Source organism: Capsulimonas corticalis, assembly GCF_003574315.2.
Classification (GTDB): Bacteria; Armatimonadota; Armatimonadia; order Armatimonadales; family Capsulimonadaceae; genus Capsulimonas; species Capsulimonas corticalis.
In genome coordinates this window covers 2677250-2701375 of record NZ_AP025739.1, presented here as the reverse complement: position 1 = coordinate 2701375, position 24126 = coordinate 2677250, and the positions used below count along the sequence as shown (strand labels likewise).

The 24126-nt window shown below is 63.1% G+C and carries 19 protein-coding genes and 1 pseudogene; 8 read left to right on the top strand and 12 right to left on the bottom strand.

The window, feature by feature from the left end:
• Positions 1-49 precede the first annotated feature (49 nt).
• From cobA to D5261_RS11550, 5 genes are all read right to left on the bottom strand, one after another.
• Positions 50-1588 carry a uroporphyrinogen-III C-methyltransferase gene (cobA, locus tag D5261_RS11570; protein ID WP_119321188.1) on the bottom strand — a complete coding sequence of 513 codons (1539 nt, stop codon included), beginning with the start codon at positions 1586-1588 and terminating at the stop codon, positions 50-52.
• Between the two features lie 288 nt (positions 1589-1876).
• Positions 1877-3355, bottom strand: a complete 1479-nt coding sequence (locus D5261_RS11565) for a gluconokinase (protein ID WP_119321187.1) — start codon at positions 3353-3355, stop codon at positions 1877-1879.
• Positions 3356-3615: 260 nt separating this feature from the next.
• Complete coding sequence (locus tag D5261_RS11560; RefSeq protein WP_119321186.1) at positions 3616-5811, bottom strand: serine/threonine-protein kinase; 2196 nt, start codon at positions 5809-5811, stop codon at positions 3616-3618.
• 7 nt (positions 5812-5818) lie between these two features.
• On the bottom strand, positions 5819-7291 hold the full coding sequence (locus tag D5261_RS11555; protein WP_119321185.1) for a Stp1/IreP family PP2C-type Ser/Thr phosphatase: 1473 nt from the start codon (positions 7289-7291) through the stop codon (positions 5819-5821).
• 87 nt (positions 7292-7378) lie between these two features.
• Positions 7379-8950, bottom strand: a complete 1572-nt coding sequence (locus D5261_RS11550) for an MFS transporter (RefSeq protein ID WP_119321184.1) — start codon at positions 8948-8950, stop codon at positions 7379-7381.
• 178 nt (positions 8951-9128) lie between these two features.
• Between D5261_RS11550 and D5261_RS11545 the strand changes: the two genes are divergently transcribed.
• Positions 9129-9686 carry a TetR/AcrR family transcriptional regulator gene (locus D5261_RS11545; protein ID WP_218025570.1) on the top strand — a complete coding sequence of 186 codons (558 nt, stop codon included), beginning with the start codon at positions 9129-9131 and terminating at the stop codon, positions 9684-9686.
• Positions 9687-9701: 15 nt separating this feature from the next.
• On the opposite strand, the gene D5261_RS11540 is transcribed toward D5261_RS11545, so the two are convergent.
• The 7 genes from D5261_RS11540 to D5261_RS11510 form a co-directional block, all read right to left on the bottom strand.
• Positions 9702-10664, bottom strand: a complete 963-nt coding sequence (locus D5261_RS11540; RefSeq protein WP_165864151.1) for a DUF4118 domain-containing protein — start codon at positions 10662-10664, stop codon at positions 9702-9704.
• Between the two features lie 102 nt (positions 10665-10766).
• Positions 10767-11117, bottom strand: coding sequence for a hypothetical protein (locus D5261_RS11535; RefSeq protein WP_119321181.1), 351 nt, complete (start codon positions 11115-11117; stop codon positions 10767-10769).
• On the bottom strand, positions 11114-11980 hold the full coding sequence (locus tag D5261_RS11530; RefSeq protein ID WP_119321180.1) for a DUF2189 domain-containing protein: 867 nt from the start codon (positions 11978-11980) through the stop codon (positions 11114-11116). Before D5261_RS11530 ends, D5261_RS11535 begins: the two co-directional genes overlap by 4 nt.
• A gap of 170 nt (positions 11981-12150) precedes the next feature.
• The gene (locus tag D5261_RS11525) at positions 12151-13116 is read right to left on the bottom strand and encodes a hypothetical protein (RefSeq protein WP_119321179.1); all 966 of its coding nucleotides are present in this window, start codon (positions 13114-13116) and stop codon (positions 12151-12153) included.
• A gap of 189 nt (positions 13117-13305) precedes the next feature.
• Complete coding sequence (locus D5261_RS11520) at positions 13306-14334, bottom strand: hypothetical protein (RefSeq protein ID WP_125205940.1); 1029 nt, start codon at positions 14332-14334, stop codon at positions 13306-13308.
• 60 nt (positions 14335-14394) lie between these two features.
• Entirely contained in the window at positions 14395-15195 is an 801-nt protein-coding gene (locus D5261_RS11515) for a hypothetical protein (protein ID WP_125205939.1), read from the bottom strand.
• Positions 15196-15420: 225 nt separating this feature from the next.
• Positions 15421-16617, bottom strand: coding sequence for a phosphoglycerate kinase (locus D5261_RS11510; RefSeq protein ID WP_119321176.1), 1197 nt, complete (start codon positions 16615-16617; stop codon positions 15421-15423).
• Positions 16618-16776: 159 nt separating this feature from the next.
• On the opposite strand from D5261_RS11510, the gene D5261_RS11505 reads away from it, so the two are divergent.
• The 7 genes and pseudogenes from D5261_RS11505 to D5261_RS11475 all read left to right on the top strand — a co-directional run bounded on the left by D5261_RS11505 (position 16777) and on the right by D5261_RS11475 (position 24125).
• Positions 16777-18735 carry a methyl-accepting chemotaxis protein gene (locus tag D5261_RS11505; protein WP_301002475.1) on the top strand — a complete coding sequence of 653 codons (1959 nt, stop codon included), beginning with the start codon at positions 16777-16779 and terminating at the stop codon, positions 18733-18735.
• Positions 18736-18944: 209 nt separating this feature from the next.
• Positions 18945-20600 (top strand): annotated as a pseudogene (locus D5261_RS11500) (methyl-accepting chemotaxis protein); the annotation flags it as partial.
• A 552-nt stretch (positions 20601-21152) separates the two neighbouring features.
• Complete coding sequence (locus D5261_RS11495; RefSeq protein ID WP_119323646.1) at positions 21153-21767, top strand: sterol desaturase family protein; 615 nt, start codon at positions 21153-21155, stop codon at positions 21765-21767.
• Between the two features lie 9 nt (positions 21768-21776).
• Positions 21777-22253: a helix-turn-helix domain-containing protein gene (locus D5261_RS11490; protein WP_119323645.1), complete on the top strand. Its 477-nt coding sequence runs from the start codon at positions 21777-21779 to the stop codon at positions 22251-22253.
• Between the two features lie 94 nt (positions 22254-22347).
• Positions 22348-23070, top strand: a complete 723-nt coding sequence (locus tag D5261_RS11485) for a hypothetical protein (protein WP_119323644.1) — start codon at positions 22348-22350, stop codon at positions 23068-23070.
• A gap of 142 nt (positions 23071-23212) precedes the next feature.
• Positions 23213-23446 carry a hypothetical protein gene (locus tag D5261_RS11480; RefSeq protein WP_119323643.1) on the top strand — a complete coding sequence of 78 codons (234 nt, stop codon included), beginning with the start codon at positions 23213-23215 and terminating at the stop codon, positions 23444-23446.
• A gap of 85 nt (positions 23447-23531) precedes the next feature.
• The gene (locus D5261_RS11475) at positions 23532-24125 is read left to right on the top strand and encodes a Uma2 family endonuclease (RefSeq protein WP_119323642.1); all 594 of its coding nucleotides are present in this window, start codon (positions 23532-23534) and stop codon (positions 24123-24125) included.
• The last annotated feature ends 1 nt before the right edge of the window (position 24126 follow it).

Sequence of the window (24126 nt, the reverse complement as noted above, 5' to 3'; positions counted from 1 at the left end):
ATTGGGTGTCCGTGTTCGATGGAGCGCAAGCAAGGCGGGACGCCAGACATTACGCCAAATTTTCCAAAGCCGTCAATAAACCGTCCAGCGTATGTTCCGTCGCCAGAATGTCCGGCGCGCGGCCCAGCAGCTCCGTCGCCGTCGCCGCCGTGCTTGGGCCGATGCAGGCGATTTTGACATCGGCGGGCAGCGGCGCGCCCTCCAGGGCCGCAACGAAGTTCTTGACCGTGGAGGAGCTGGTGAACGTCACGATATCGACCGATCCTTCGGCCAGTCGCTTGCGAACCTCCTCCGCGCCTTCGCCGTCCACGACATTCTCGTAGGCCGCCGCTTCGTCCGGCTTCGCCCACCGATCGGTCAGGATTTGCAGCAGCGCCGCCTCCCCTTCCTGCGCTCTGGGGATCAGAATGCGCGCGCCGGCGATCTCGCCGGGCAATTCTTCGGCGAGCGCCGCGCCGGTGGCGGCTTCCGGCCGGAAGTCCGCCGCCACGCCGAACTCTTTCAAGGCCGCCGCCGTCGCGGGGCCGACCACGCCGACCTTTACGCCCGACAGAGCCCGCGTGTCCTTGCCGGCGGCGAAGAGGCGCGCGAAGAAGTGAGACACGGCGGGCGCGCTCGTGAACAGCACCCACTGATAGGATTGCAGATGCCCGATCGCCGTATCCAGAGCGGCGTAATTGTCGCTTGGCGACGTGATGCGAATCAGCGGAAACTCGATCGGCTCGGCGTAGCGGGCGCGCAGCATCTCGACAAAGCCCGACGCCTGCTCGCGGGCGCGCGTCACGATCACCCGCTTGCCGGCGAGCGCCCCTCGGTCAAACCAGCGCAGGCGCTCGCGCAGATTCACGACTTCGCCGACAACGGTCACCGCCGGCGCCTTGAATCCCGCCGCGCGCACCGCTTCCACGACGCCGCCCAGTGTCGACGTCAGCGTCTTCTGATGCCCGGCCCACGTTCCCCAGCGCACCAGCGCCACCGGCGTCTCCGCGCTTCGGCCATGCGCCATCAGCTGGGTCGTGATCTCTTCTAAGTTTTCGACGCCCATCAAAAAGAGCAGTGTATCGCCGGCATTGGCGATCTTGTCCCAGCGGCGCCGGCCCTCGGCCTGCCCCGCCGCGCGTCCGCCGCTTTCCCGCGAATCGTCGCGCTCATGGCCGGTGATGACGGCGAATGAGGACGCCGCGTCGCGATGCGTCACCGGGATTCCCGCGTACGCCGGCGCGGCGATGGCGCTGGTCACCCCCGGAATAATGACGAACTCGATCCCGCGCTCGCGCACATACTCGGCTTCCTCGCCGCCGCGCCCAAAGACAAACGGATCGCCGCCCTTGAGCCGCGCGACATTCTGCCCCGCCAGCGCCCGCTCGGCCAGCAGCGCATTGATCTCATCCTGCTTCATGGCGTGCTGATCGGCCTTCTTGCCGACATAGATCTTCTCCGCGCGCGGCGCGTGCCGCAGCAGCGCCGGATGCGCCAGCCGATCATACACCACGACATCCGCCGCCGCGAGCGCCGCCGCGCCGCCGACCGTGATCAAATTCGGATCGCCGGGACCGGCGCCGATGAGAGTGACTATTCCTGTGGACATGATTCGTTGCTCGTTTTTTCTAGGCTGGCATTCCCACATCCCAGGTGATAAAACCTGATGCGCCTACGGGAATGAACCCCGGCGCGCCCCGGTTATGAAACCCGGGTCTGGGAGCCTTCGGCTAAGCGTCCGTGCCGGACGCAAATGCCAGTAATCGATCACAAATATCTTCCGTCCGGCACGGACGGTTAGCGGCTCTTGCCGCTCCCAGACCCGGGTTTCATAACCGGGGGATCATCGGCGGATGTGATGTCTATCGACTCACTCTGATGCGCGATCGCCAATCGCTTATCCCAGCACCCGCGCATACAGCGCGTCGTACCGCCGCCGTGCTTCTTGATATACTTGATGGTTCGCTTCCGAAGGCGGAAACGTCTTCCCCTTCGCCGCCGACACGGACTCGACGTCCGGGATCAGTCCCAGAGTCTCCAGCGCCAGCAGCGCCGCGCCCCGACTGGAGGCTTCGAAGGCTTTGCTGACGTTGATCGGAACACCGAAGACGTCGGCGAGGATCTGGGTCCAGACCGGATCGTGCTGCAAGGCGCCGCCGGAAGCGGCGATCTCGCGGGCCTGCGGGAACGAGCGCTGGATCTGGTCGCGCACCGTGTCGTAACAATAAGCCGCTGATTCCAGACTGGCCCGCAGGATATCCAGGGGCGTCGTGTGCAGGTTCATGCCGTCGATCGAGGCGCGCGCGGACGCGTGCCAGCCGGGAGAACGCTCGCCCGCCCAGAACGGGAGCACGGTCAGGCCATGCGAATCGGGCGCCATCGCCGCCAGGGTTTTCTCGTTGGACTTCGCGTCCCCGCTCAGCGTCAGCGTCTTGCCCAGCCAGGCGTAGATATTACCGCCGCCCGTGAAGGCGCCGCCGAGCAGGGCGCGCTTGCGGTCCACACGATAGCAGAAGAGCGCGCTGGGGATCGTCAGATTTTCGGCGGGGACAACGATCCTCATCGCCGCCGACGTTCCAATATTGAGCGCGATCCGTGTGTCGTCCGTTCCGCCGCCGCCGAGATTGGAGCACGCTCCGTCGCCCGCCGCCGGCAGCCAGGGAATCTGCGCGACCGGTCCCAGGCCGCGACGGAACTCCGCGACGATCCCCGATTGCGTCGCGCTCAGATCTCCGAGCGGATTGAGCTGTTCGTGACGGATCGGCAGCGCGGCGAGCGTCGCCCCGTCCCAGTCCGTCGTGTGCTGATTGAACAGCCCCGTGGCCGACGCCATGGAGATCGAACACGTCGCCGAACCGAACAGCCGGAGCGCCAGATATTCGCCAAAGGACATCCAGCGCGTCACCTTATCGGCCTGCTCGGGATGCGCGGCGGCATGCCAGAGCAGCTTCGCCGGCCAGAACGACGGATGCAGCACGCAGCCCGTCCGGCCATGGTAATCGTCTGCGTCCAGCGTCTCACGCAGCTTCGCGACATACGGCGCCGACCGCATATCCGCCCACGAATAGACCGGCGTCACCGCCCGGTTGTCTTCCCCCACGCCGACCAGGCTATGCCAGAAGCACGAAATGCCGACGCCGGCGATTTTGGCCTTCGTCTCTTTGTCCGCGCCGCGCATCAGCCGCCGAATGCACTCCACCGTGCGCTCGATCAGAGACTCCGCGTCCGTCTCCACGCCGCCATCCGACGTGGTTTGCTGGACATACGGCATCTGCTGCTCATGCCCGGGCAATTCGCGCCCGCGCCGGTCGAACAGCATGGCGCGCACCGAGGAGGTGCCCATATCGAGCGCAAGGATGATGTTGGGTTTTGGCATGTTCTATTGGATCCCCATCCTCCCATCGAAGCAAGCTTCGATTTCCCCCTTTCCCGGCTTCGGCCCTTCGGGCGGGAAAGGGGGCGTTCGTAATTACAACCGACATAGATCTTGGCGTAGTGTTGAGAAGAACTGTATTTCTTCGTAGCCCACACTCAGATCTATGTCGTCCAAAGTTGTCAGCACCCCCTTTCCCGCCCGAAGGGCCGAAGCCGGGAAGGGGGGAGGCCGAAGCTTGCTTCGGCGGGGGGATGGGGCTCCTACCCATGCCCAATCACATAAGCCACCGCCGCGCCCAGGGCGCAGATGATGAACGCCCAGATCGGCCAGCGGCCCCAGCCGCGCGGGTCGCGGGCCTGGATGGCGGCCTGCATGACCAAGACGATCAAAATCGGCGGCGTGGCGCGGACGAGCATTTCGCGCGCGGCGTGGTCTTCGTAGCTGCCCAAACCCCGGCCGATCGCCGTGGCGCCGAGAATGCTCAGCGAGAGCAGTAATAATGGGATCAAGCGATACTTCCCAACGGTGTCGGCGGCGGTCGCGAGCACGAACAAAGAGCCGCAGAGCAGGCCGCTGGCGACCGCGCCGGGCTCCCACAGGTGGCGGACGCCGGGCGCGAAGGTGTGCGGGGCGGCAAGGCCGGCGAGCAGCGGCAACAGGGCGCAGATCAGAACGGGGATGTACCAGTAGAAGATCTGGGCGAAGCCGAGGCGGGCAGGCAGCACCGTCGCCTGAACGACGATCTCGTGGCGACCGGCGCTGGTTTCAAGAACGACCGTCTCGCGGTATTCGGCGGGCGTCTGCCACACGTTGTCGGTTTGCGCGGTAAACAAAAGCTGCTGGCGCTGGCGCGTGGTGAAGGTGCGCGGCTCGATCTCCACCCAGCCTGGCGCGGCGCCGACACGGCCCTGGACGACGCCGGTTCCGGCGTTGCGCAGCGAGACGCGCTGCGTCCGCTTTTCGCCCTTGCGCATCACGCCGAAGCTCACCGTTTGCGTGCTCAGCGTCAGCCGCGCCCCCGCCTGGCTCGTCAGCTCCCGCGAAAGCGTCCGGTCGCCGGGGTGACGCGTCACGGCTTCTTCCAAAACTTGCAGCGCGCCGGACGCGTCGCCCTGCGTGCGCAGGGCGTGCGCAAGCCGCTCATAGGCGGCGGGGCGGCTGGGGTCCAGACGCGTGGAGCGGCGCAGCAGGCCGGCGGCCTCGGCGAACTGCCCTTCTTTGATCCGGCGGCTTCCTTCTTCAAAGCCGTTTCGCGCCTCCGTGGAGGTGTCCAGGCCGGAGCGGTAGAGGAAGTCGCGCAGGGCGTCATCGGGATCGCGGGCAAGGTCGCGGGAAATCTCATCGGCGGTCGCGGCAAGCGGGTCCTCGCCGACGGAGCGCAGCCAGCGGGCGAGATCCCCGCTACGCAGGGCGGCGCGGGCGGCGTCCCACTGCTCGGGCGCCAGCGCCAGGAAGGCGTCGATATCCGGGAGAAAGGGGAATCCGGGAAGCGCGCCGGCGGCGACGGTCGGCGCTTCCTCGTTCTCTTCCCATGCCTGCTCCAGGCGGCCCGCGCGGAAATCGATCGCGGCGATGGTGGGCTCTTCCCCGTCGTGAGGCGCGTCGGCGAAGGACGTGGCGGACAGATCCTCAGCCAGCGCCGAGCGCGTGGCGGCGAGGCCGAGCGCGCGCAGATCGCGGGCCATCTCGGCGGCGTCGGCGTAGCGCTCGCCCTTGTCGCGGGCCAGGGCTTTGGCGGCGATCCGGTCCAGCGCCTCGGGGACTTCGGGACGCTCCTGTGGAATCGGCGCGTACGGATCTTCATCCACGGCGCGCTTCCAGGCGAAGGGATCTTTCGGGCGCGCGACCCGGAAGGGCCGACGCCCTGCGAGCATCTCGTAAAGGATGACGCCCGCCGCCCAGATATCGGACTGGCGGTCCGAAAGCTCCTCGGCGTGGAAATCCTCGGGCGCCATATAGGCGTAGGTGCCGGCGCCGCCGGCGAAGGAGTTAGTGCCGAGGACTTCGGCCAGGCCGAAGTCGACGAGCTTGACCTCGCCGTCGTGGGAGATGATGATGTTGGCGGGCTTGACGTCGCGGTGGACGGTGCGGTTGGCGTGGGCGAAGGCGAGGCCGTCGCAAATCTGCGCGGCGATGCCGACGGCGTCGGCCACGGGCAGCTGCGGGGTGCGGCGCAGGACGTCCTGGAGATTGCTGCCGGAGACATACTCCATGTCCAGCACGACTTTGCCGTCGATCAAGTCGACGCTGTTCACCTGGACGATGTTCGGGTGGCGCAGACGATCCAGCACGCGCGCTTCTTCAAGGAACCGATCGCGGTCCTCGCCCTGCGCGGCGATGTGCTTGATCGCGACCAGTTTGCCCAGGAGCGTATCCTTGGCGAGGTAGACGATTCCCGACGCCCCATGCCCCAGCACATCCAGGCGTTCATATTTTCCAAGCATTCCGAGAGACATCAGCGGCTCATGGGGTTTCCGTCACAGAGCCGCCGGACGCGGCGGACTTGGCGGGATGGATCGCCATCAAGTGTCCGCCGTCAACAACGTAAACCGTGCCGTCATCGGAAACGGCGATCGCTTCGGGGTTCTTGAGCTGTCCCTTCGCGATGGGACCGATCTTCTCGCCCGAGGACTTGAACTTGACGATGCTGTGCGCTGCGGCGTCGGAAACATACAGGTTTCCCTGAGAGTCGACGGCGAAGTGGACATTTCCTTCCGCCGGAGCCTTCCGGGGGGTCTCGCCTTCGGCCGTGGCGGGGGCGGCGCCGTCCGACAGCGGGAATTTATAGCTCGTCTTGCCGTCCGTCGCCAGCGTGACGATGTCGCCTTCCTGCGTCACCGCTGTGATCGTGTCGTCCGCCTCGCTATGCGTCAGCGGGCCGCTGCGGACGGAAGTTTCGTAAAACGTCTCCGGCGCGCCGTAGCTCAGATGCTGGAAATCGCGGACATGGACGGGCGGCGGATCGGGCTTCACCAGCGGAGGAACGCCGAAGCGCCACTCATATCCCGCCTCATTGGCGACGCTGACGAGATAGATCGTACTGCACAGAAACAGCAGGAGCAGGCCCACGAGGATCGATTGTCCCACGGGACGCGGCGAGCTCGGAGGACTCCATTTGCGCGTGTTGAGAAAATCGTTCTGATCGTCGACCTCAGGCATGACGGTGTCCGGCGCGATCGCCCCTTCGGAAAAACGGACAACGACCGCGGTAATGTTGTCGCTGCCGCCGTTGTTCTTCGCCAGTCCCACAAGCTTGTCGGCGGCGATCTGCGCGCTCGGGGCCGCCAGAAGGATCCGCTCGATGTCCGGATCGCGCACCGGCCCGGTCAGGCCGTCGGTGCAGATCAGCACGGCGTCGATCCCATCCAGGGGGTAGCCCACAACATCCGGCGAGATCGCCGGCTCGATGCCCACGGCGCGCGTGATGACATTTCGGAAGCGGGACTTGCGCGCGCTTTCCTCAGAGATCACGCCGGCGCGCACCTGCTCGGCCACATAGGAGTGGTCGTTGGTCAGTTGCTCCAGCTTGTGGTTTCGGATGACGTACGCGCGGCTGTCGCCCGCATGGCCGATAAACAGCCGGCCGCCCTCGATCACGGCGGCGACACATGTCGTCCCCATGCCCTCGGCGTGCTCGCCTTCGCGCGACAGCTCATAGACCCGCGCGTTCGCCTTGCGCAGGGCCGAATCCAGCGCGTCCTCGACATGGACCCGGTCGCCGCGCTGTGCGTCGAGCAGATCCACCAGCGTCTCCGCGACCGCTTCCACCGCCGCCGTGGAGGCCGTTTCGCCAAAGTTGCGCCCGCCCATGCCGTCCGCGACAATCAGCACTCCGTCGGCGCGCAGGTGGCTCTGCTGTACATCCACGACCGCATAAAAATCTTCGTTGTTGGCTCGTTTACCGAGATCCGTTTTCGCGCCTATCAGCAGATTCATCGTTGTAAGGATAGTATAACCGGTGGTGGGGGAAAAGGCAAGGGGAACTCCTCAGGAGAGTACGAGTTCCCCCTGCGAGGCTTCGCCCTAGGCACGCGCCGCCAGTTCCGGCGCTTCCTCGGACTTGGGCTCGGCGGGCGCGCGCACGCGCCCAAGAAACGCAAACACAGTCAGAGCCGAGGCGAATGTGGCCGCCGCCAGAAGAAGGATGAGAACCCGAAACGCATTGCCGTAAACCTGGACGAGACGCGTGTGACTGACAGCTGGGAGAAAGCGCGCGGCGTGCGTCAGATCTCCGGCGGCGATATACTGCGCGGCGCGCGCAATATGCTCCGGCGAATCCCCCGAAAAGGCTCCTCCCAATTGCGCCTGTGTCAAAGTCGCCATCAGAGCCGCAACGAGCGCGATCATGACGGCCTCGCCGGCGATGCGCGTCGTGCTGAAGATCCCCGTCGCCATGCCTGCCCTTTCCCTGGGAACAACGCTAATGGAAAGTCCATCCATTAGCCCCCACGGAATGCTCGCCCCCACGCCGATCAGCAGCATGGGAAGTATGAGCGCGCCGCCGGGGCTCCCCGGTCCGACATGACTCAGCCAAACCAAGCCGGCCGATGCAATTAATAATCCTGTTCCTGACACGGCGCCCGCCGAGAAGCGCTGAGCCAGCAGCCAGGCCCAGAGAGGCGCAGCCAGCAGCGGCGTGGACAGCGAGATCATTATCGCACCCGCCTCGACCTCGTTGCGTCCCTCAACGCCAATCAATCGAACTGGGAGCAAGACTAACAGCACTACGTAGCAAAAAGCAGTGGCGAGAGGCAGAACCTGCACGCCCAAAAACAGCGGATATCGGAACAGCGAGAGATCCAGCATCGGACGAGGGGAGCGGCGCTCCGCCACGATAAACAACGCCAGCATCAGCGCCGAGCCCATAAAAAATGCGGTGACTGCGGGACTTCCCCATCCGCTCGACGGCGCTTGCAAAACTCCGCAAATGAGAAGCGAGAGAAAGCCGGTAAAGGCCGCCGCGCCCGGCGCATCCAAACCGGCGGCGTCCGGATCGCGCGACTCCCGCATGAGCGGAACACCGAAGATCAAGGCGACGGCTCCGATCACGACGCCAGTTAAAAAGATGGAGCGCCAGCCGAAAGCGTGGATCAAAAAGCCCGCGAGCACCGGTCCAAACGCCAGCCCCGCGCCAAACGTCGCGCCGAGAAGACTATAAGCGCGCGTCCGCGCGGAACCGGAAAACTCCTGAGCGAGCGCCGCCGCCCCCCCGGCCAGCGTTGCGGCGGCGGCGGTCCCCTGACCCGCGCGCAGAAAATCAAGCCAAACCACGTTGGGGGCAAAGCCGATCGCCAGCGAGATCGCCGCGAACAGCGCGACACCGATGGCGAATATTCTCCGGCGACCGTACTCATCGGCCAATGCGCCCGCCGCCATCAGCGTACTGCCAAAACTCAGCATGAAGGCGTTGACGATCCAGTTCAGCGCCGTGGGACTTCCCCCCAGTTCTCGGCCAATGGCGGGCGTCGCCACGGCGGCGCCCGCAAAACTCAGGGGCAGCACCAACCCCGCCAGACACACCGCTCCCAAAACTACGACGCGATCCGCCGCGCCGTGAACAGAAACCGGATTTGTGACACGATCTTGTTTCTTCATAAAACACTTCCCTCCAATTTCTGTATCAATCACTATAGAAATAATACCTGAGATTTTTCGGGTATGATTTATTTTTGTAGCACTCGATATAAAAATCACAATGGAAAGATGGGAAAAGACAATGGGACAGCGAGGGAGACCGCGAGAATTCAATCGTGATGCGGCGCTTCAGCAGGCAATGGAAGTATTTTGGCGGCTTGGGTACGAGAGCGCTTCCCTGTCGGAATTGACCGGCGCCATCGGAATCAACGCGCCCAGCTTTTACGCCGCGTTCGGTTCCAAGGAAGCGCTGTTCCAGGAAGCAGTGGCGCTGTATCAGACGGGAGTGGGATCGGGAACGGCGCGCGCGATCGCCGAGCAGCCGACCGCGCGCGCGGCGATTGCAACGATACTGCGGGACGCGGTCCAGCTTTTCACGGACGGATCTTCGCCGCCAGGGTGCTTAATTGTGCTGGGAACGATGAACTGCTCCCCCGCGAGCAAGGGCGCTCAAGAGCATCTCTTAGTGCTGCGCCGCCGAACGCAAGACATCATTCGGGAGCGACTGGAGCGCGGGATCGCCGAGGGTGATGTCCCCGCAAGCGCCAACGTGAGCGCCATGACGTCATTCTATACCACGGTTTTGCATGGCCTCTCCATTCAGGCCCGCGATGGAGACTCCCGCGCGACGTTGACCGATGTTGCGGACTGTGCGATGTCCGCCTGGGATGGACTCGCAGGCGCCTCCAAACGCTGATGGGAACAGTTTTCGTCAGGCGGCGATCGATGTATAGCGCGCGAGGAATTCGTCCTGCGCCGTTTGCAGCGGCTGGTTGCCGACGCGTATCAAGAGGGAAGTGCCGGCGTCCGAGGTGCACAGCGCCAGCAGGTCCGCCGTTTGCAGCATCAGGGTGTACCCCATGCCGAGGGTGGCGCGGGTGGAGTAGCCGCTTTCCAGGGTGGCGCGGGCGAGGTCGGACGGCTGAATGCCGTCGCCGCGATCCGTGATCAGGACGGCGACATGGTCTTCGGCGGTCCAGAAGGCGGCTTCGCCGCCGCGCCCGTATTTCACGGCGTTGGTCGCCGCCTCCATCACGCAGGTCATCAGATCGTCGGTGCGCACCCGATTCGCCATCCCCTGGGCTTCGAGATGAGTCCTGAGATCCCCGCGCAGATGGGCCGCGTCGGCGGCGCTGCCGAGCGACGCGCGCAGCTCCGGCTCGCCGCTCACCATTCCGCGCAGCTCCTCCTCGCCGCAGAGCAGCAGACGCCCGCCCGTCACCGCCAGCAGCACCTCGCGGTTAAACGCCAGCCGCCGCTCCTCGCTGGCGTCCAGCCGGCTGCGCGCCTCGGCGGCGTCCGCGAGCAGATATCCGTTTTGCCGCACCGATTCCAGCGCATAGATCAGGATCGCGCCGATCAGCAGCAGCAGCAGCATCTCCACCCAATCCCGATGGTGGCTGACACGCCACGAAAAGTGGGGCTCGCACACGATGTAGATCAGAGAAAGGCAGGCGCTGATCAGGGTCAGGACTCCCGGGCCGCGCCCGCCCAGAAGAGTTAATAGTGCGATCGGAAGAACGAAAACGATTGCGTATGGGCGAATGTAGGGAGCCCCTTCCGCTTCCATGGTATAACGCTGCGCGACAAATAATAGCCAGGTGGTCAGCGCGACGAGAATAGGAGAGAATAAATAAGCCTTTTGCGTCGAAATCGGTCCAATAACGCTTTTCATAATGCACATAATCATAAGCGCGCTTCATTGCGCGTCTATGACGCCTCCATCGAAGTTGTTCCATATCCCGGCAGTAATGTGCAATACGTTTGTTTCAGAAAACTATTTTTTCGCGGGGAGAAAAGCCAGTACAATTGCGAGGACGCAGCCGGCGACGAGACACAGGCCGTAAAACACGCGAAACGACAGGGGAAAGTGGGGCTGGCCGATCGAAGCGGCGGCGATTCCGGCGGCGGCGAGCCCCACGCCAATGCGGGTGGAGTTATCGGCGGGCGTCTGCCCGTACCGTCGCGCGTTGCCCAGCGATCCGCCGCTCGACATCCCGGCGACCAAAAGATATGCTCCCGCGACGATCCCTACGATCAGCGCGAGAGCATAGATTTTCAGCAGCGCCGCGCCGGCGATGACGACGGCGCAGACAACAACGGCGATTTGCTTTATGGAAGATTTCATGGTTTCGGCGGCGCGGACGAATCCACGCCGTTATCGAGCGGCTCGCCGTTCAATGAATTTTGCGGCGTCTGCCCCGGCGAATAGCCAAACGGAGCGTCGCCACCCAGGTATACGCCGCGCCCCGGCTCCACGGTTCCTAAAATATCGTCCAGGGAGACTTCCGTCTCCGGGAAGCCGATCATATCGCGATACGCCAGCGCGGACACCAGGAACCACAGCGGCAGCGCCGCCAGCAGACCGATGGTGAAGAAGCCGGAGCCGATCACCGTCAGCACGCCCAGCACAAACGCCAACCCCATCGCGATCGCCCGATCGGGCCACATCGCTTTCACGCTGAGCGAAATGGAGTCGCTCAGCGGCGCGCCCGCCGCCGTGAGCGCCAGTGACGGCAGCAGCAGTCCGGCGAGGAAAACGCCCGGCAGCAAGATGAAGCCGGAAGCGACGCCGATCATCAGAGAGGCGACGATGCCGAAGACTAGCATCCGCCCGAACGACGGCCCTCCGGAGAAAATGTCCCGGAACGAGACAGGCTCGCCGCGCACCTGCTTGAGCGCCATCTGCGCAAGACCGCCCAGCACAAACGCCGAATAGGCCGCGTTCAGCAGGCCAAGTCCGAACGTCAGCCCGCCCATATGCATCAGTGCCTGAACCGCGCCACCGGCGCCGGAACCGGCGATCTTCTGCGATACACTGATGGCGCCCACTACGAACGCATCGATGCACAGAGGAGCATACACCGCGACGATAATCGCGGCGATCCACACCGGCGCGCTGGACGCAAACAGCTTCCAGGCCTCGCCAAGCCAATCGAAACTCACTTTATGCGGATGGCGCCCACCCGCGCCGATATAACCCGTGCTCATGGACCGATCCTCCATTGGACAACGAAGAGTGATGACCAAAGAATTATTCACCAAGCAAGCAAGCGACTCCTCCCATGGAAGAAGCGGCGGACGACAGTTTCTCGTGGGTAACGCAGCGTGGCCGGCGGGCCCTTCGCGCCGCCGGCCGAATAAATGTGCGATCGTTGTGGCTAGGAGCCGCCCAGCGGACGGTTCGGATCTTCGGGCGGCGTCTGCCCAAACGGCGGAGGCGTGGTCTGCGCGGGCCACTCGGACGGCGACGGAGCCGCCGGAGGCTCAGCCGGCGCGCCGCTTTGCGTGGGCGGCCAGGCTCCCGGCTGCTGCTGCGGAGGCTCCGGAGCCGGCTGCGCAGGCGGCCAGGCGCCCGTCTGATCCGGCGTCGACGCCGGCGCGCTTGGGGTCTGCCCAAAAGCCGGGCCGGCGCCCGTCTGACCAAACGAAGCCGCATTCCCCGCGCCGGGCGGAGGAGGCCACACGCCCGGCTGCGCAACGCCGTAATTCGGCTGTCCCGCCACAGACATCGTCGAGCCGGTGAATGTCCAGTACCCGTAGGCAATGGAAATCAAAAACACAGGGAACGTCGCCAGCATCCCAATGCCGCATAAGATCGCTCCGAGGCACGCAACCAAATACGAAACAAAAAAGAAAACGCTGGCCATCAACCATTGAGACTTGAGCATGTCCACACTGGCTTTAATGGCGTCGATTGCTCCGAGCTTCTGGTCGACGATTAGTAGCGGCGTAAACATGAGCAGGGCATAAACCACGATCCCCGGCAGCACGAATACCTGCATGGCGAGAGATCCTACAATAGAAATGATCAAACCAGAAACAAACAGCGGCATCGCGACATCTCCGACCGATAAAATATCGGCCAGGGCAATCTCTTCACCGCGAACCTGTTTTAGCGCCATTTTGAGAATTCCACCCAAAACGATGTACATCCCGCCACTCAGCGCGATACCCAAGAGAAAGAACACTCCAAGTTGCGCGGGCGCCAGTAATGAAAAGATCGCCCATGGTCCCATTGATCCGGGATTGGAACGAGCAGCGCTGTTCTGCATAGCTCCGAGAAGCCCCGTCGGAACGATGATGATCAGCTCCAAGACCCAGACCGCGACAGCGAATAGAAACATTGTTCCGATCCACGATGTCGCCCGTTGAGTAAACAGAGACCACGCCTTTGAGATCCAGTCCAGACTAACCTCGGGAGTTGATTGATAACTCCTTCCCTCTGGTACGCTCATATATGCCCTCCCATTCTCAAAGATGGCGTGTCCGATCGACGTCGCGCCGGACACGCCGTTTCCCGATCCGTCAGAACACTATGCGCCGCCCTGCGGGCGATTGGGATCGTCAGGCGGCGAGCCGCCGAGCCACTGGCCCGGCGGCTGAGCTCCCGGCGACGAAGGCGGCTGCCCAAACTGGGGACCGCCCTGAGGCGGCTGACCAAACTGAGGCCCGCCCTGCGGCGGAGGCCAAGCTCCGGGCTGACCGCCTTGCGGAGGGGGCCACGCTCCCGGCTGACCGCCCTGCGGATAATTCCCCGGCTGCCCGCCGTAGGGAGGGGCGTTCCCCGCTCCCGGCGGCGGCGGCCACACGCCCGGCTGCGGCGCGCCGTAGTTCGGCGTAAAGCCGCTATTCGCCCCCGGCATTCCGACCATATCGCGATACGCAAGCGCGGCGATGAGGTAAGTCATCGGAGCGGTGGCGAGCAGGCCAAGGCCGCACGGAATAGCGCTCACGAGGATCAGCAGGAACATGACAATGTAGAACAAAGCGGCGCTCAGCCAATCGGCCTTCATCGCTTCGAAACTTCGTGAAATCGCCTCCATTGCGGGAACGCCGTCGGCGACCATCGCCTGCATGGGCAGCATCAGGCCTAGTACAACAAAAAAGCCAAGACAAAAGACCAGAGCGCCGCCGCCCGCCAGAAGCCCCAGCACCAGCGTCGCCAGCAGCATCTGCCCATAGTACGGACCACCGCCAAAAGCGTCGCCGACGCCGACCGCCTGACCGCGAACCTGCTTCACCGCAAGTCCGTAGAAGCAAGCGGCGAAAAAGCCGCCAGTCAGCCAGCTAATCACATACGACAGAAACTGCCCCAAGGAAGACATTTTTTGGCTGGTCGCCATCACCTGCCACGGCGACGCGCCGGGAGTAGGCGGCGTATAATTAGTGTTGGGAAACATCGCCTGAAGCCCAAAACTAATGATCAAGCTGACAACGACGTTCGCCAGGAGCAGGAGAATCCACGCTCCGGCCGCCTGCGTGAACAACTGCCACGATTCTCCGATCCATCCATAATTCACACGGCGGGGCGCGGCGTAACCGCCGCCCATGGGTACGCTCATTCTTATCCTCCACTCTCAATCACGATCAATATCCCCAAAATTACGCCCGTTGGCTCTCAATTATTGTCCGGCGCCCCAAGTCGGCTCGTCCGGCGGCCGCGTCGCCTGCGGAGGAGGAGGCCAGACGCCGGGCTGCCCCGCGCCATATTCGAAAGGCTGCGTCGTGAGTATCGGCATGCCCGCCATGTCCCGATACGCGAGCGCCGAGACGAGATAAAGCATCGGCGTGGTCGCGAGCAGGCCCAGACCACAGAGCAGCGCGCTCGCTCCCATCAGCGCGGTAAACAGCAGACAGAAGAGGCCGGCTTTGAGCCAATCGCCCTTCATCGCCCGAATTGACCGCGTAATCGCCTCGGTGGGACTTTCGCCATCGGCGACCATCGCCCATGCGGGCAGCAGCAGACCGGCGACGAAAAACACGCCGATTACCAATCCCGCCACGCCCAGCAGGCTCAGCACGCCGATCAGCAGGACGGCGCCCGCCATACGCCAGAATCCTTCCCCGCCGCGAAACGCGTCGTGGAAAGAGACCTGCTCGCCGCGCACTTGCTTCACCGCCATCGCGTAGTACGCCGATGATTGAAAGACATTGAACGCGAAACTCAGCGCATAGGACGCCGTGTTGGAGACCGGCGTTTGGTGGTCCGCCCATCGCGAAAAGCCCGCGAGATTGAGCGGCGGAACACCAAAACACAGGACATTCAGCGCCAGCGACAACAGAAACACCAAGACGCCGTAGAGCAGCTGAGACATGATCCACGGACTCGCCGCCTGCCCCAGCAATCCCCAGGATTCGCCGATCCAGCCATAATTCACTCTTCGGGACGAGATCTCACTCCCATCGCCATTCGCCATGCTCATCGATCCCCCTCAATGCTTCGCTCTGTCGTCGCGCGGGCGGAAGCATAATCGCTTTGTCGCCAGAACTCTCAGAAGCGCTCAAACCATGAGACACGGAGGGGGCGGGTTTGGTTGCAGCCGCTTGTTCGGATCAGCAAAAAACACAAAGGGCGCTGCTGGTCTTTCAAGAACAGCAGCGCCCTTTGAGCGCCGAGAGCGGCTCACGACATGTGAGTCTGAACCGTATTACTTATCCTGAAGCGCCGCGACGCCGGGGAGCTCTTTGCCTTCCAGGAACTCCAGCGAGGCGCCGCCGCCGGTGGAGATGTGGGTGATCTGGTCCGCAAAGCCAAGCTTCTCGACCGCCGCCGCTGAATCGCCGCCGCCGACGATGGTGATCGCGCTGCTGTCGGCCAGCGCCTGCGCCACGCCTTGCGTTCCGACCGCGAAGCGCGGGATCTCGAAGATGCCCGCCGGGCCGTTCCAGATCACGGTCGCCGCGCCCTGAATGACCGCCGCGAACTCCTTGATGGTGACCGGGCCGATGTCCACGCCTTCCCAGTCCGAGGGAATCGCATCCACGGAGACCGCCTTGGATTCCAGAGAATCGACATCGCCGCCGAACGGGTTGCCGTTGGTCACGATCACGTCCACCGGGAGCAAGATCTTGTCGCCGCTCTCTGCCAGGACCTGCTTGGCGAAGTCGATGTTGCTGGCGTCGAGCAGGGACTTGCCGATCTCCTTGCCCTGGGCCTTGAAGAAGGTGTACGCCATGCCGCCGCCGATGATCAGCGTGTCGACCTTGGGCAGCAGCGCCTGGATCACGGAGATCTTGTCCTTCACCTTGGCGCCGCCGAGAATGGCGACGAACGGGCGCTTGGGGTTGTTGACGGTTTCGCCGAGGTAATCCAGCTCTTTCTTGAGCAGGAAGCCGGCGACGGCGGGAAGATGCTGTGCGACGCCTTCGGTGGAGGCGTGGGCGCGGTGCGCGGTGCCGAAGGCGTCATTGACGTAGAGTTCCGCCAGGGACGCGAGCTCGGTAGCGAACGCGGGATCGTTCTTCTCTTCTTCCGGATGGAAGCGCACGTTCTCCAGCAGCAGGACATCGCCGTCCGCCAGGGCGCTCACCTGCGCCTTGACCGCGTCGCCGACGCTGTCGGGGGCAAGCGGGACGCTCTTGCCGATCAGTTCGCCCAGGCGGGCCGCGACGGGCGCCAGGCTGTACTTGGGCTCCGGCCCACCCTTGGGCCGGCCCAGGTGCGACGCCAGAATGACGCGCGCGTTGTGCTGGATCAGATATTGAATGGTCGGCAGAGCGGCGCGGATGCGGCGATCGTCCGTAATGGCGCCGGTCTCGTCCTGCGGCACGTTGAAGTCCACGCGCACCAGCACTCGCTTGCCGGCGACGTCGATATCCTCGACGGTCTTCTTATTAAAGCTCATGGTGTCCCTCGCTAGTGATGATCGAAAATCGGTCACAGTATACCCGATGCCGCTCCTCCCGGAAGTGCGAGAGAATCCCGGCGCCCTAAGGAGGAGCTCCCAAAGCGCCGAAAAGATAATGACTCATCGTCAAAATTCCCACTGTTTAGGATACGCTCCATGAATTGGTTTCTCAACCGCAAAACAGCCCATAAGCTTTCGATCGGCTTCGGCCTTTGTATACTCTTGACGACGGTGCTTGGCGGCGCGGCCATCGGTTTGATGGCGCACATGAGCAAAATCGCGAAAAGCATCGTCTCGGATTCGCTCACCAGCACCGAGCGTCTTGCGGAGTTCCATGTCGGGGCCCGTCATGTCCGGACATTGGAATTCCAGGCTATTCTTTCGCGCACTCCGAAGGATCGCGACAAATATTTGACCGACGCCGCCAAAGCGCAGTCGGAGGCGGATTCGGCGCTGGACGCCTATGGGCAGGCCGCGACCGACACGGCGGACAAGCAAAACTACGACAAACTCAAAGATCAGTGGACCGGCTATCAGACTCAGCAGCAAACATGGACGCCGATGCTGATGCGCGGCGAGAAAGATCGGAGCGCGGACCTGCTGAACGGGGAGATGCGCTCGCAGTTCCACGCGATCAGCGACACGGTCTCGGCAATGACGGCCTGGAACCACGCGCACGGCGTTTGGTATAGCGGCCAGATCACCAAGGCGTCCAATGAGGGCCTGCGGACGACCCTCGCGCTCATCTTCTGCGCCGCGTTGGCCGGCGTGGCCGTCGGCAGCTTCATCACGCGATATATGGTTCGCGTCGTGTCGCAAATGTCGAATCGGCTGGAGACGCTGGAATCCGTATGCGTCACCAATCTGAGCGCCGCCGTCACCGCGATGGAGCGGGGAGACTTGACCGTCGCCATCATCACGCAAACCAAGCCGCTTGAGATCGAGGCGCAGGACGAGTTCGGTTCGATGGCGCGCACGTTCAACGCCATGCTCGGGCAGATCCACTCGACCGTCGAATCGTTTCGTAAATCCCAGGCCGCGCTCAGCCGCTTGATCCTCGGTCTTCAGGAAAACGCCGCGCAGGTCTCCCAGGCTTCCGGGACTGTCGCGGACGCCAGCCAGCAGATCGGAAACTCAACCGAAGAGATCAGCAGCGTGATGCTCGAAGTCGCCCAGGCCAGCGATCAATCGGCGCGAGGCGCGAGCGAAGTCGCGCAGGGCAGCACGTCGCAGGCGCGCTCCCTCGCCGACAGCGCCGAACTGGTCAAGCAGCTTGCGTACGGCGTTCAAGGCGTGGCCAAGGACGCCGAGGCCGCCACCCAGGCCGCCAACCTCGCCAACGAAAGCGCCGCCGCCGGAGGAAGAACCGTCGCGCTCGCCGTCGAAGGAATGCAAAGCATCCACAAGAGCGTCTCCCAGTCCGCACAGGTCATTCAGGCTCTCGGAAGCTCCTCCGAGCAGATCGGAAGCATCGTCGCCACCATCGAACAGATCGCCGAGCAGACCAACCTCCTCGCCCTCAACGCCGCCATCGAAGCGGCGCGGGCCGGAGAAGCCGGACGCGGCTTCGCGGTCGTCGCCGATGAAGTGCGCAAGCTCGCCGAACGCTCCAGCGCCGCCACCCGCGAGATCGGCGGCCTGATCGCTCAGGTGCTCACGCGGACCAGCCAGGCGGTCAAGACGATGGAGACGGGCACTCAGGAAGTAGCCAAGGGCACGGCGCTGGCGGAAGAAGCAGGCGCGGCGCTGCTTCAGATCCAGTCGGTGGTCCAGGGCGTGACAGAGCGTGTGATGGGGATCAGCGCGGCGTCGGTTCGGATGAGCGTTTCGGCGGACAACGTGTCGCAGTCGATCAACGACATCGCGGCAGTGGTCGAGGAAAGCTCGGCGGCGGCGGAAGAAATGAGCGCTTCGGCGGAGGAAGTGTCGGCGTCGATCCAGACGGTGACGGACACGGCCGCCATGCAGACGGCGAGCGTCGAGGAGCTGGTCGCCAGCGCCGAGGAGCTCGCCAGCATCGCGCAGACGCTGGAAAAGGCGATCTCTCAGTTTCACGTCCTCGAAGATCGGCCTTCCGAGCAGCTCCCCCGCCTCACGCTGAGCAAAGCCGCATAACGAAACAACGACCAACTCAATCGATCGATGGCGCGGAACGGACACTGTCCGTTCCGCGTTTTTTGTGTTTCTCGCCATGTTTTTGCGCGCGCCCGGCCAATCCCGCGCATTCCCATCACATTCTCACCCTACAGAGATCGTTCTAAAGTGGCAATATGAATAGGGAGACGGTCACGTCACCCCTACTGTTGAATTTTGGAGACCGAAGGATGCAATGGTTCTTAAACCGCAAGACGGCTCATAAACTTTCCATAGGCTTCGGCCTCTGCGTGCTGCTGACGACAATCATGGGAATCGTCGGCATCGCCCTGATGACGCATATGACGCATCTTGGCGAAAGCATCGTTACCGATTCCCTGACGAGCACAGAGCACCTCGCGCAGTTCCATGTCAATGCGCGGCGCATGCGCACGATGGAATTCCAGATGGCCCTCGCCGAGAACGCCGCGGGCCGCGCCAAGTTCGTCAAGGACAGCGATACCGCGCAGGCGAAGGCGCAGGAAGGTCTCGACGCATACGGCGCCGGCGTCGACGATCCCGCCGACCGCCAGAACTACGAGACGCTGAAAACGACCTGGACCGATTATCTATCCGGCCATACGACCTTGATCCAATTGATGGATACCAATGACCATAAGGCGGCGGTCAAGCAGCTCAACGGCCCCATGCGCGATCAGGTCCACAAAGTCATGGATGTTGTCGACGCCATGACCGCCTGGAACCACGCACACGGCCTCTGGTACAGCCAGCAGATCAAAAGCGCGTCCGCCAACGGCCTGCGCCTCTCGCTGCTGCTGATCGCCGTGGCGGCCTTCAGCGGAATCGCCATCGGCAGCCTGATCACCCGTTACATGGTGCGCGTGCTGTCGCAAGTCTCCGATGGCCTGGAAACGCTGGACAGCGTCTGCATCACAAATCTCGGCCACGCCGTCAAAGCCCTGGAGCGTGGCGATCTGACCGCCGAGATCGCGACCGCCGCCAAGCCTCTCCATATCACCACGCACGATGAGTTCGGCGCGATGGCCGGCACCTTTAACTCAATGCTGGGCCGGATCCACGCCACCGTGGATTCCTTCCGGCACTGTCAGGACGCCCTGAGCGGCCTCATCTCCGACTTGCAGGTCAACGCCATGCAGGTCGCCACCGCCTCCAACACCGTCGCGGAAGTCAGCCAGAGCATTGGCGAGGCGACGGAAGAGATCGGCAGCGTGATGCTGGAAGTCGCCCAGGCTTCCGAGCAGTCGGCAACCGGCGCCGGCGAAGTCGCGCAGGGCAGCACCATGCAGGCCCGCAGCGTCGCCGACAGCGCGGAGCTGGTCAAGCAGCTCGCCCACGCCGTTCAGGACGTGGCCAAGGACGCCGAAGCCGCCACCCAGGCCGCCAACCTCGCCAACGAAAGCGCCGCCGCCGGAGGAAGAACCGTCGCGCTCGCCGTCGAAGGAATGCAAAGCATCCACAAGAGCGTCTCCCAGTCCGCACAGGTCATTCAGGCTCTCGGAAGCTCCTCCGAGCAGATCGGAAGCATCGTCGCCACCATCGAACAGATCGCCGAGCAGACCAACCTCCTCGCCCTCAACGCCGCCATCGAAGCGGCGCGGGCCGGAGAAGCCGGACGCGGCTTCGCGGTCGTCGCCGATGAAGTGCGCAAGCTCGCCGAACGCTCCAGCGCCGCCACCCGCGAGATCGGCGGCCTGATCGCTCAGGTGCTCACGCGGACCAGCCAGGCGGTCAAGACGATGGAGACGGGCACTCAGGAAGTAGCCAAGGGCACGGCGCTGGCGGAAGAAGCAGGCGCGGCGCTGCTTCAGATCCAGTCGGTGGTCCAGGGCGTGACAGAGCGTGTGATGGGGATCAGCGCGGCGTCGGTTCGGATGAGCGTTTCGGCGGACAACGTGTCGCAGTCGATCAACGACATCGCGGCAGTGGTCGAGGAAAGCTCGGCGGCGGCGGAAGAAATGAGCGCTTCGGCGGAGGAAGTGTCGGCGTCGATCCAGACAGTGACGGACACGGCGGCCATGCAGACGGCGAGCGTCGAGGAGCTGGTCGCCAGCGCCGCCGAATTGTCGGGCATCGCGCAGACGCTGGAGGAAGCCATTTCCCAGTTCCGCGTCAGCAAGACAGCCGCTCACGGCGGATCGTCCCGCCCGGACCTGGTCTTGCTTCAGGCGGCGTAACACTGCGCCCAAAACACATATCAACCTTGAAGGGAGCGCCTGACGGCGCTCCCTTTTTTGTGTTACGCGCCGCCCCTCCGCTCCCGCGCCCCTCCGCTCCCGCGCTCCCCGCTTAACGCTCCACCGCCAAAATGGTTATTATGTATTTTTTACACATTGCGTTATTTTTACCATTTATATGGTAATATTGATTCATATTTTCAATATTAGCTGAATTTTGGCTGTATGAAAGGAAAACTGATCATGACGCATATTCTTCTGTGCGAACTGGCGGCGTTCGCACTGTATTTCGTTTACGGGAGCTACTTCGAGTGGTTCTTCCACCGGTACCTGTTTCACTCTCCCAAATATATCTATCGCACGTTTCGCGAACACACGCTGGTGCATCATCAGATCTACAAGGGCGATGAGACTTACCACACGCACGACGACCATCCGGCGAAGGTCCCCATGGACTGGTGGGCGCTGCCGGCCATGGTAGGCTTTCATTTGCCGCTGTTTCTGCTGGTTCAGCACTTTACGAAGATTCCCAGCCTCTGGGGCGGCGTTGCGGCGATTTCCATTTATTACACATGCTATGAGACGTTCCATTGGGCGATGCACGTGCCGAAGGCGTCGGCTTTTCTGAGCCGCTTTCGCTACTATCGCTTTCTCGACGCGCACCACCGCGTGCATCACAAATTCATGCTCAGCAACTTAAATGTTCTGTTCCCGCTGGCGGACCTGACGCTGGGCACGCTGCGCGGCGCCGACGGCCGCCGGATCGTCCTTTTTCCCAAACTTCGCGCCGATCGGAGCAAAGAAATCGAAAAGGCAAAACATGCGAAAAAACCCGCGCATACGGTAAAATCTCCTTAAGGGGAATGGATGGACATGCAGGAAGCGTTTTCTCGGCTGAAACGGGTGCTGGACGCTCAAGGATTGAATACGGCCGACCTGGTGCGCCGCGTGGCGGAGCAGGGAGATCGGATCAACGCCAAGAGCATCTATCGCCTTGCGGATCCCGAGGAGCCTTTGGAGAAGGTGGACATGCGGGTCATTGGGGCGGTCTGTCAGGCGCTGGGGATCGGGATCGCCGATATCCTTACGTTTGACGAACCGACGATCGTTGAGGACCTGGGAGCGGCGAAGCAGGCGCGTATGGACGCCCTGATGGCGCGCCACAGCGAGCGCTCCGGCCCCGGTCTGACCGCCGCCGAACTCACCGAGCTGGAGAAGCTGGTGGGCGAAGCCGAAACGATCGCGCTGGGCAACGCCCGCCGTCTCGCCGCCCGAAGGCGCCGCCTGCTGCGCGCCCCCCGCCGCCCTCAGCCGGCGGCGGATTCCTCCCACACTGCCGAATAGGAGCTCCTCCGTTTCGGCGTGACCACCACCATCGGGATCTTCCCGATCCGTCGCAAGCCATTGTACGAACGGCGCCTTAGGAGGGCGCCACAAAATGCGGTCGCTGTATTCGCCACGTGTGTTTACTCGGAGCCGTGTCATCGGCGCCGGAGCCGTAATCTTTACCGTCTGCCTTGCGGCGACGCTGCGCACTCCGCCTGCGGGGGCGGACGCGCCCACTCTCTCCACCCCGCTCCAAGTGGCGGACGCGCTCGATAAGATCGTCCAGCCGCGCTTCCAGCGAAACGCCGGGCAATTCGGTCCCGACCGAATTGTCATGCTCCCCTCAGGCCACACCAGCATCGATGAGATCGATGGCGAGACGCCGTCAGAGCGCCGAAAGTTCCTGAAACTGCGCGAGGCGAGACGATCTTATGTCGTCGGGATTCTGCATGTCGTCCACAAACCGGGCTCCCACCTTGACACGCACGACGCCTCGCATGTTGAAATCGATCCCAAACCGTCCACGGATGTGCTGTTCGCCGTCAACTCCACCTACGAGCGCGTCGATCATTCCATCAATTGGGCGGAGCAGCATCTGACCCGAGTGCTGACGCCATACGCGCCTGTTGTAAAGCGCGGGAAGGTAATCAACGTCGATTACGGCGGCTGGTTCGTCGCGCTCCGCCCGATCCGCGCCGAACACTCCGCCTGTATCAGCTGCCATGTCGGCTCGCATCGCGGGGACACACTGGGAGTAATGATCTACGCCGTCAATAAGTCCAGAGGCGCTCGTGACACCGTAATGCAGGTTGTGACGGAAGGTTCGGGCGCATAACGCTGCGCCAGTCCGATCGTAATTGCGCCGCTCGACAGCGCAACAAAACGCCCGAGTCTGTGTCAAAGTCAATGTTCCCACGCCGCTTGCCGGTCAGCCGCCGGCAAGCGGCGAAATTCATCGCCGAGGAGAAGAATTCGCATTGAAAAACACATGCCCGGAATGCGGCGAACACAAAATCCACGTCGCCAAGCTTGACCTCCATCCCATCTTCAGCAATAAAGGCGTCGACCTGCTGCCCGGCGTCAGTGGAGTTACCAACAGTTCCTGTCTGCGCGCCTATATTTGCGTCGATTGCGGCAGTTACCGGCTCTTTGTTCCTCAAGAGCACCTCGAAGACGTCAGGACAAAGCTGCCACATCTGCGCGTTACATAAGGCAGGGCGCAAAGCACATTGACTTAGCGGAAATGGCGCCGTACAATACATGATATACCGACGCACTTGTTCCGGAGGCTGATTAATGACGCCGAATACAATTACCGAAACATCCGAAGCCGCCATGCCCTCTCCGCATCGTTGGACTCGGGACGACTACTACCGCCTCGGCGATCTCGGTTTCTTTCCGCCTGAAATACGCGTCGAATTAATTGACGGAGAGATCATTGAGACCATGAGCCCTCAGAAGACGCCGCACACCGTCACGCTGCACGCTGTCGTCCATGCGCTTCGCTCCGCTTTTGGCGGCGACACTTATATCCGTGAACAGTCTCCCATGACACTTGCGGATACCTCGGAGCCAGAGCCGGATATCCTCGTCGCACGCGGTACTTTCCACGACTATAAAGACCGCCATCCCGGCCCTGCGGACACGCTTCTGCTGGTTGAGATTTCCGACAGCACGCTGACCTACGACCGCACCCGAAAAGCCGCGCTTTACGCCGCCTCCGGCGTCGGCGAGTATTGGATCGTCAATGTAGCGGCGCGGGAGCTGGAAGTTCGGCGGTCGCCGCAGGCGGGATCGTATCAAGAGGCAAGCGTCTATTACGATACGCAGAGTATCACGCCCCTGTCCGCTCCCGAGGCGGTGATCGCCGTCACCGACCTTTTCCCCTAAA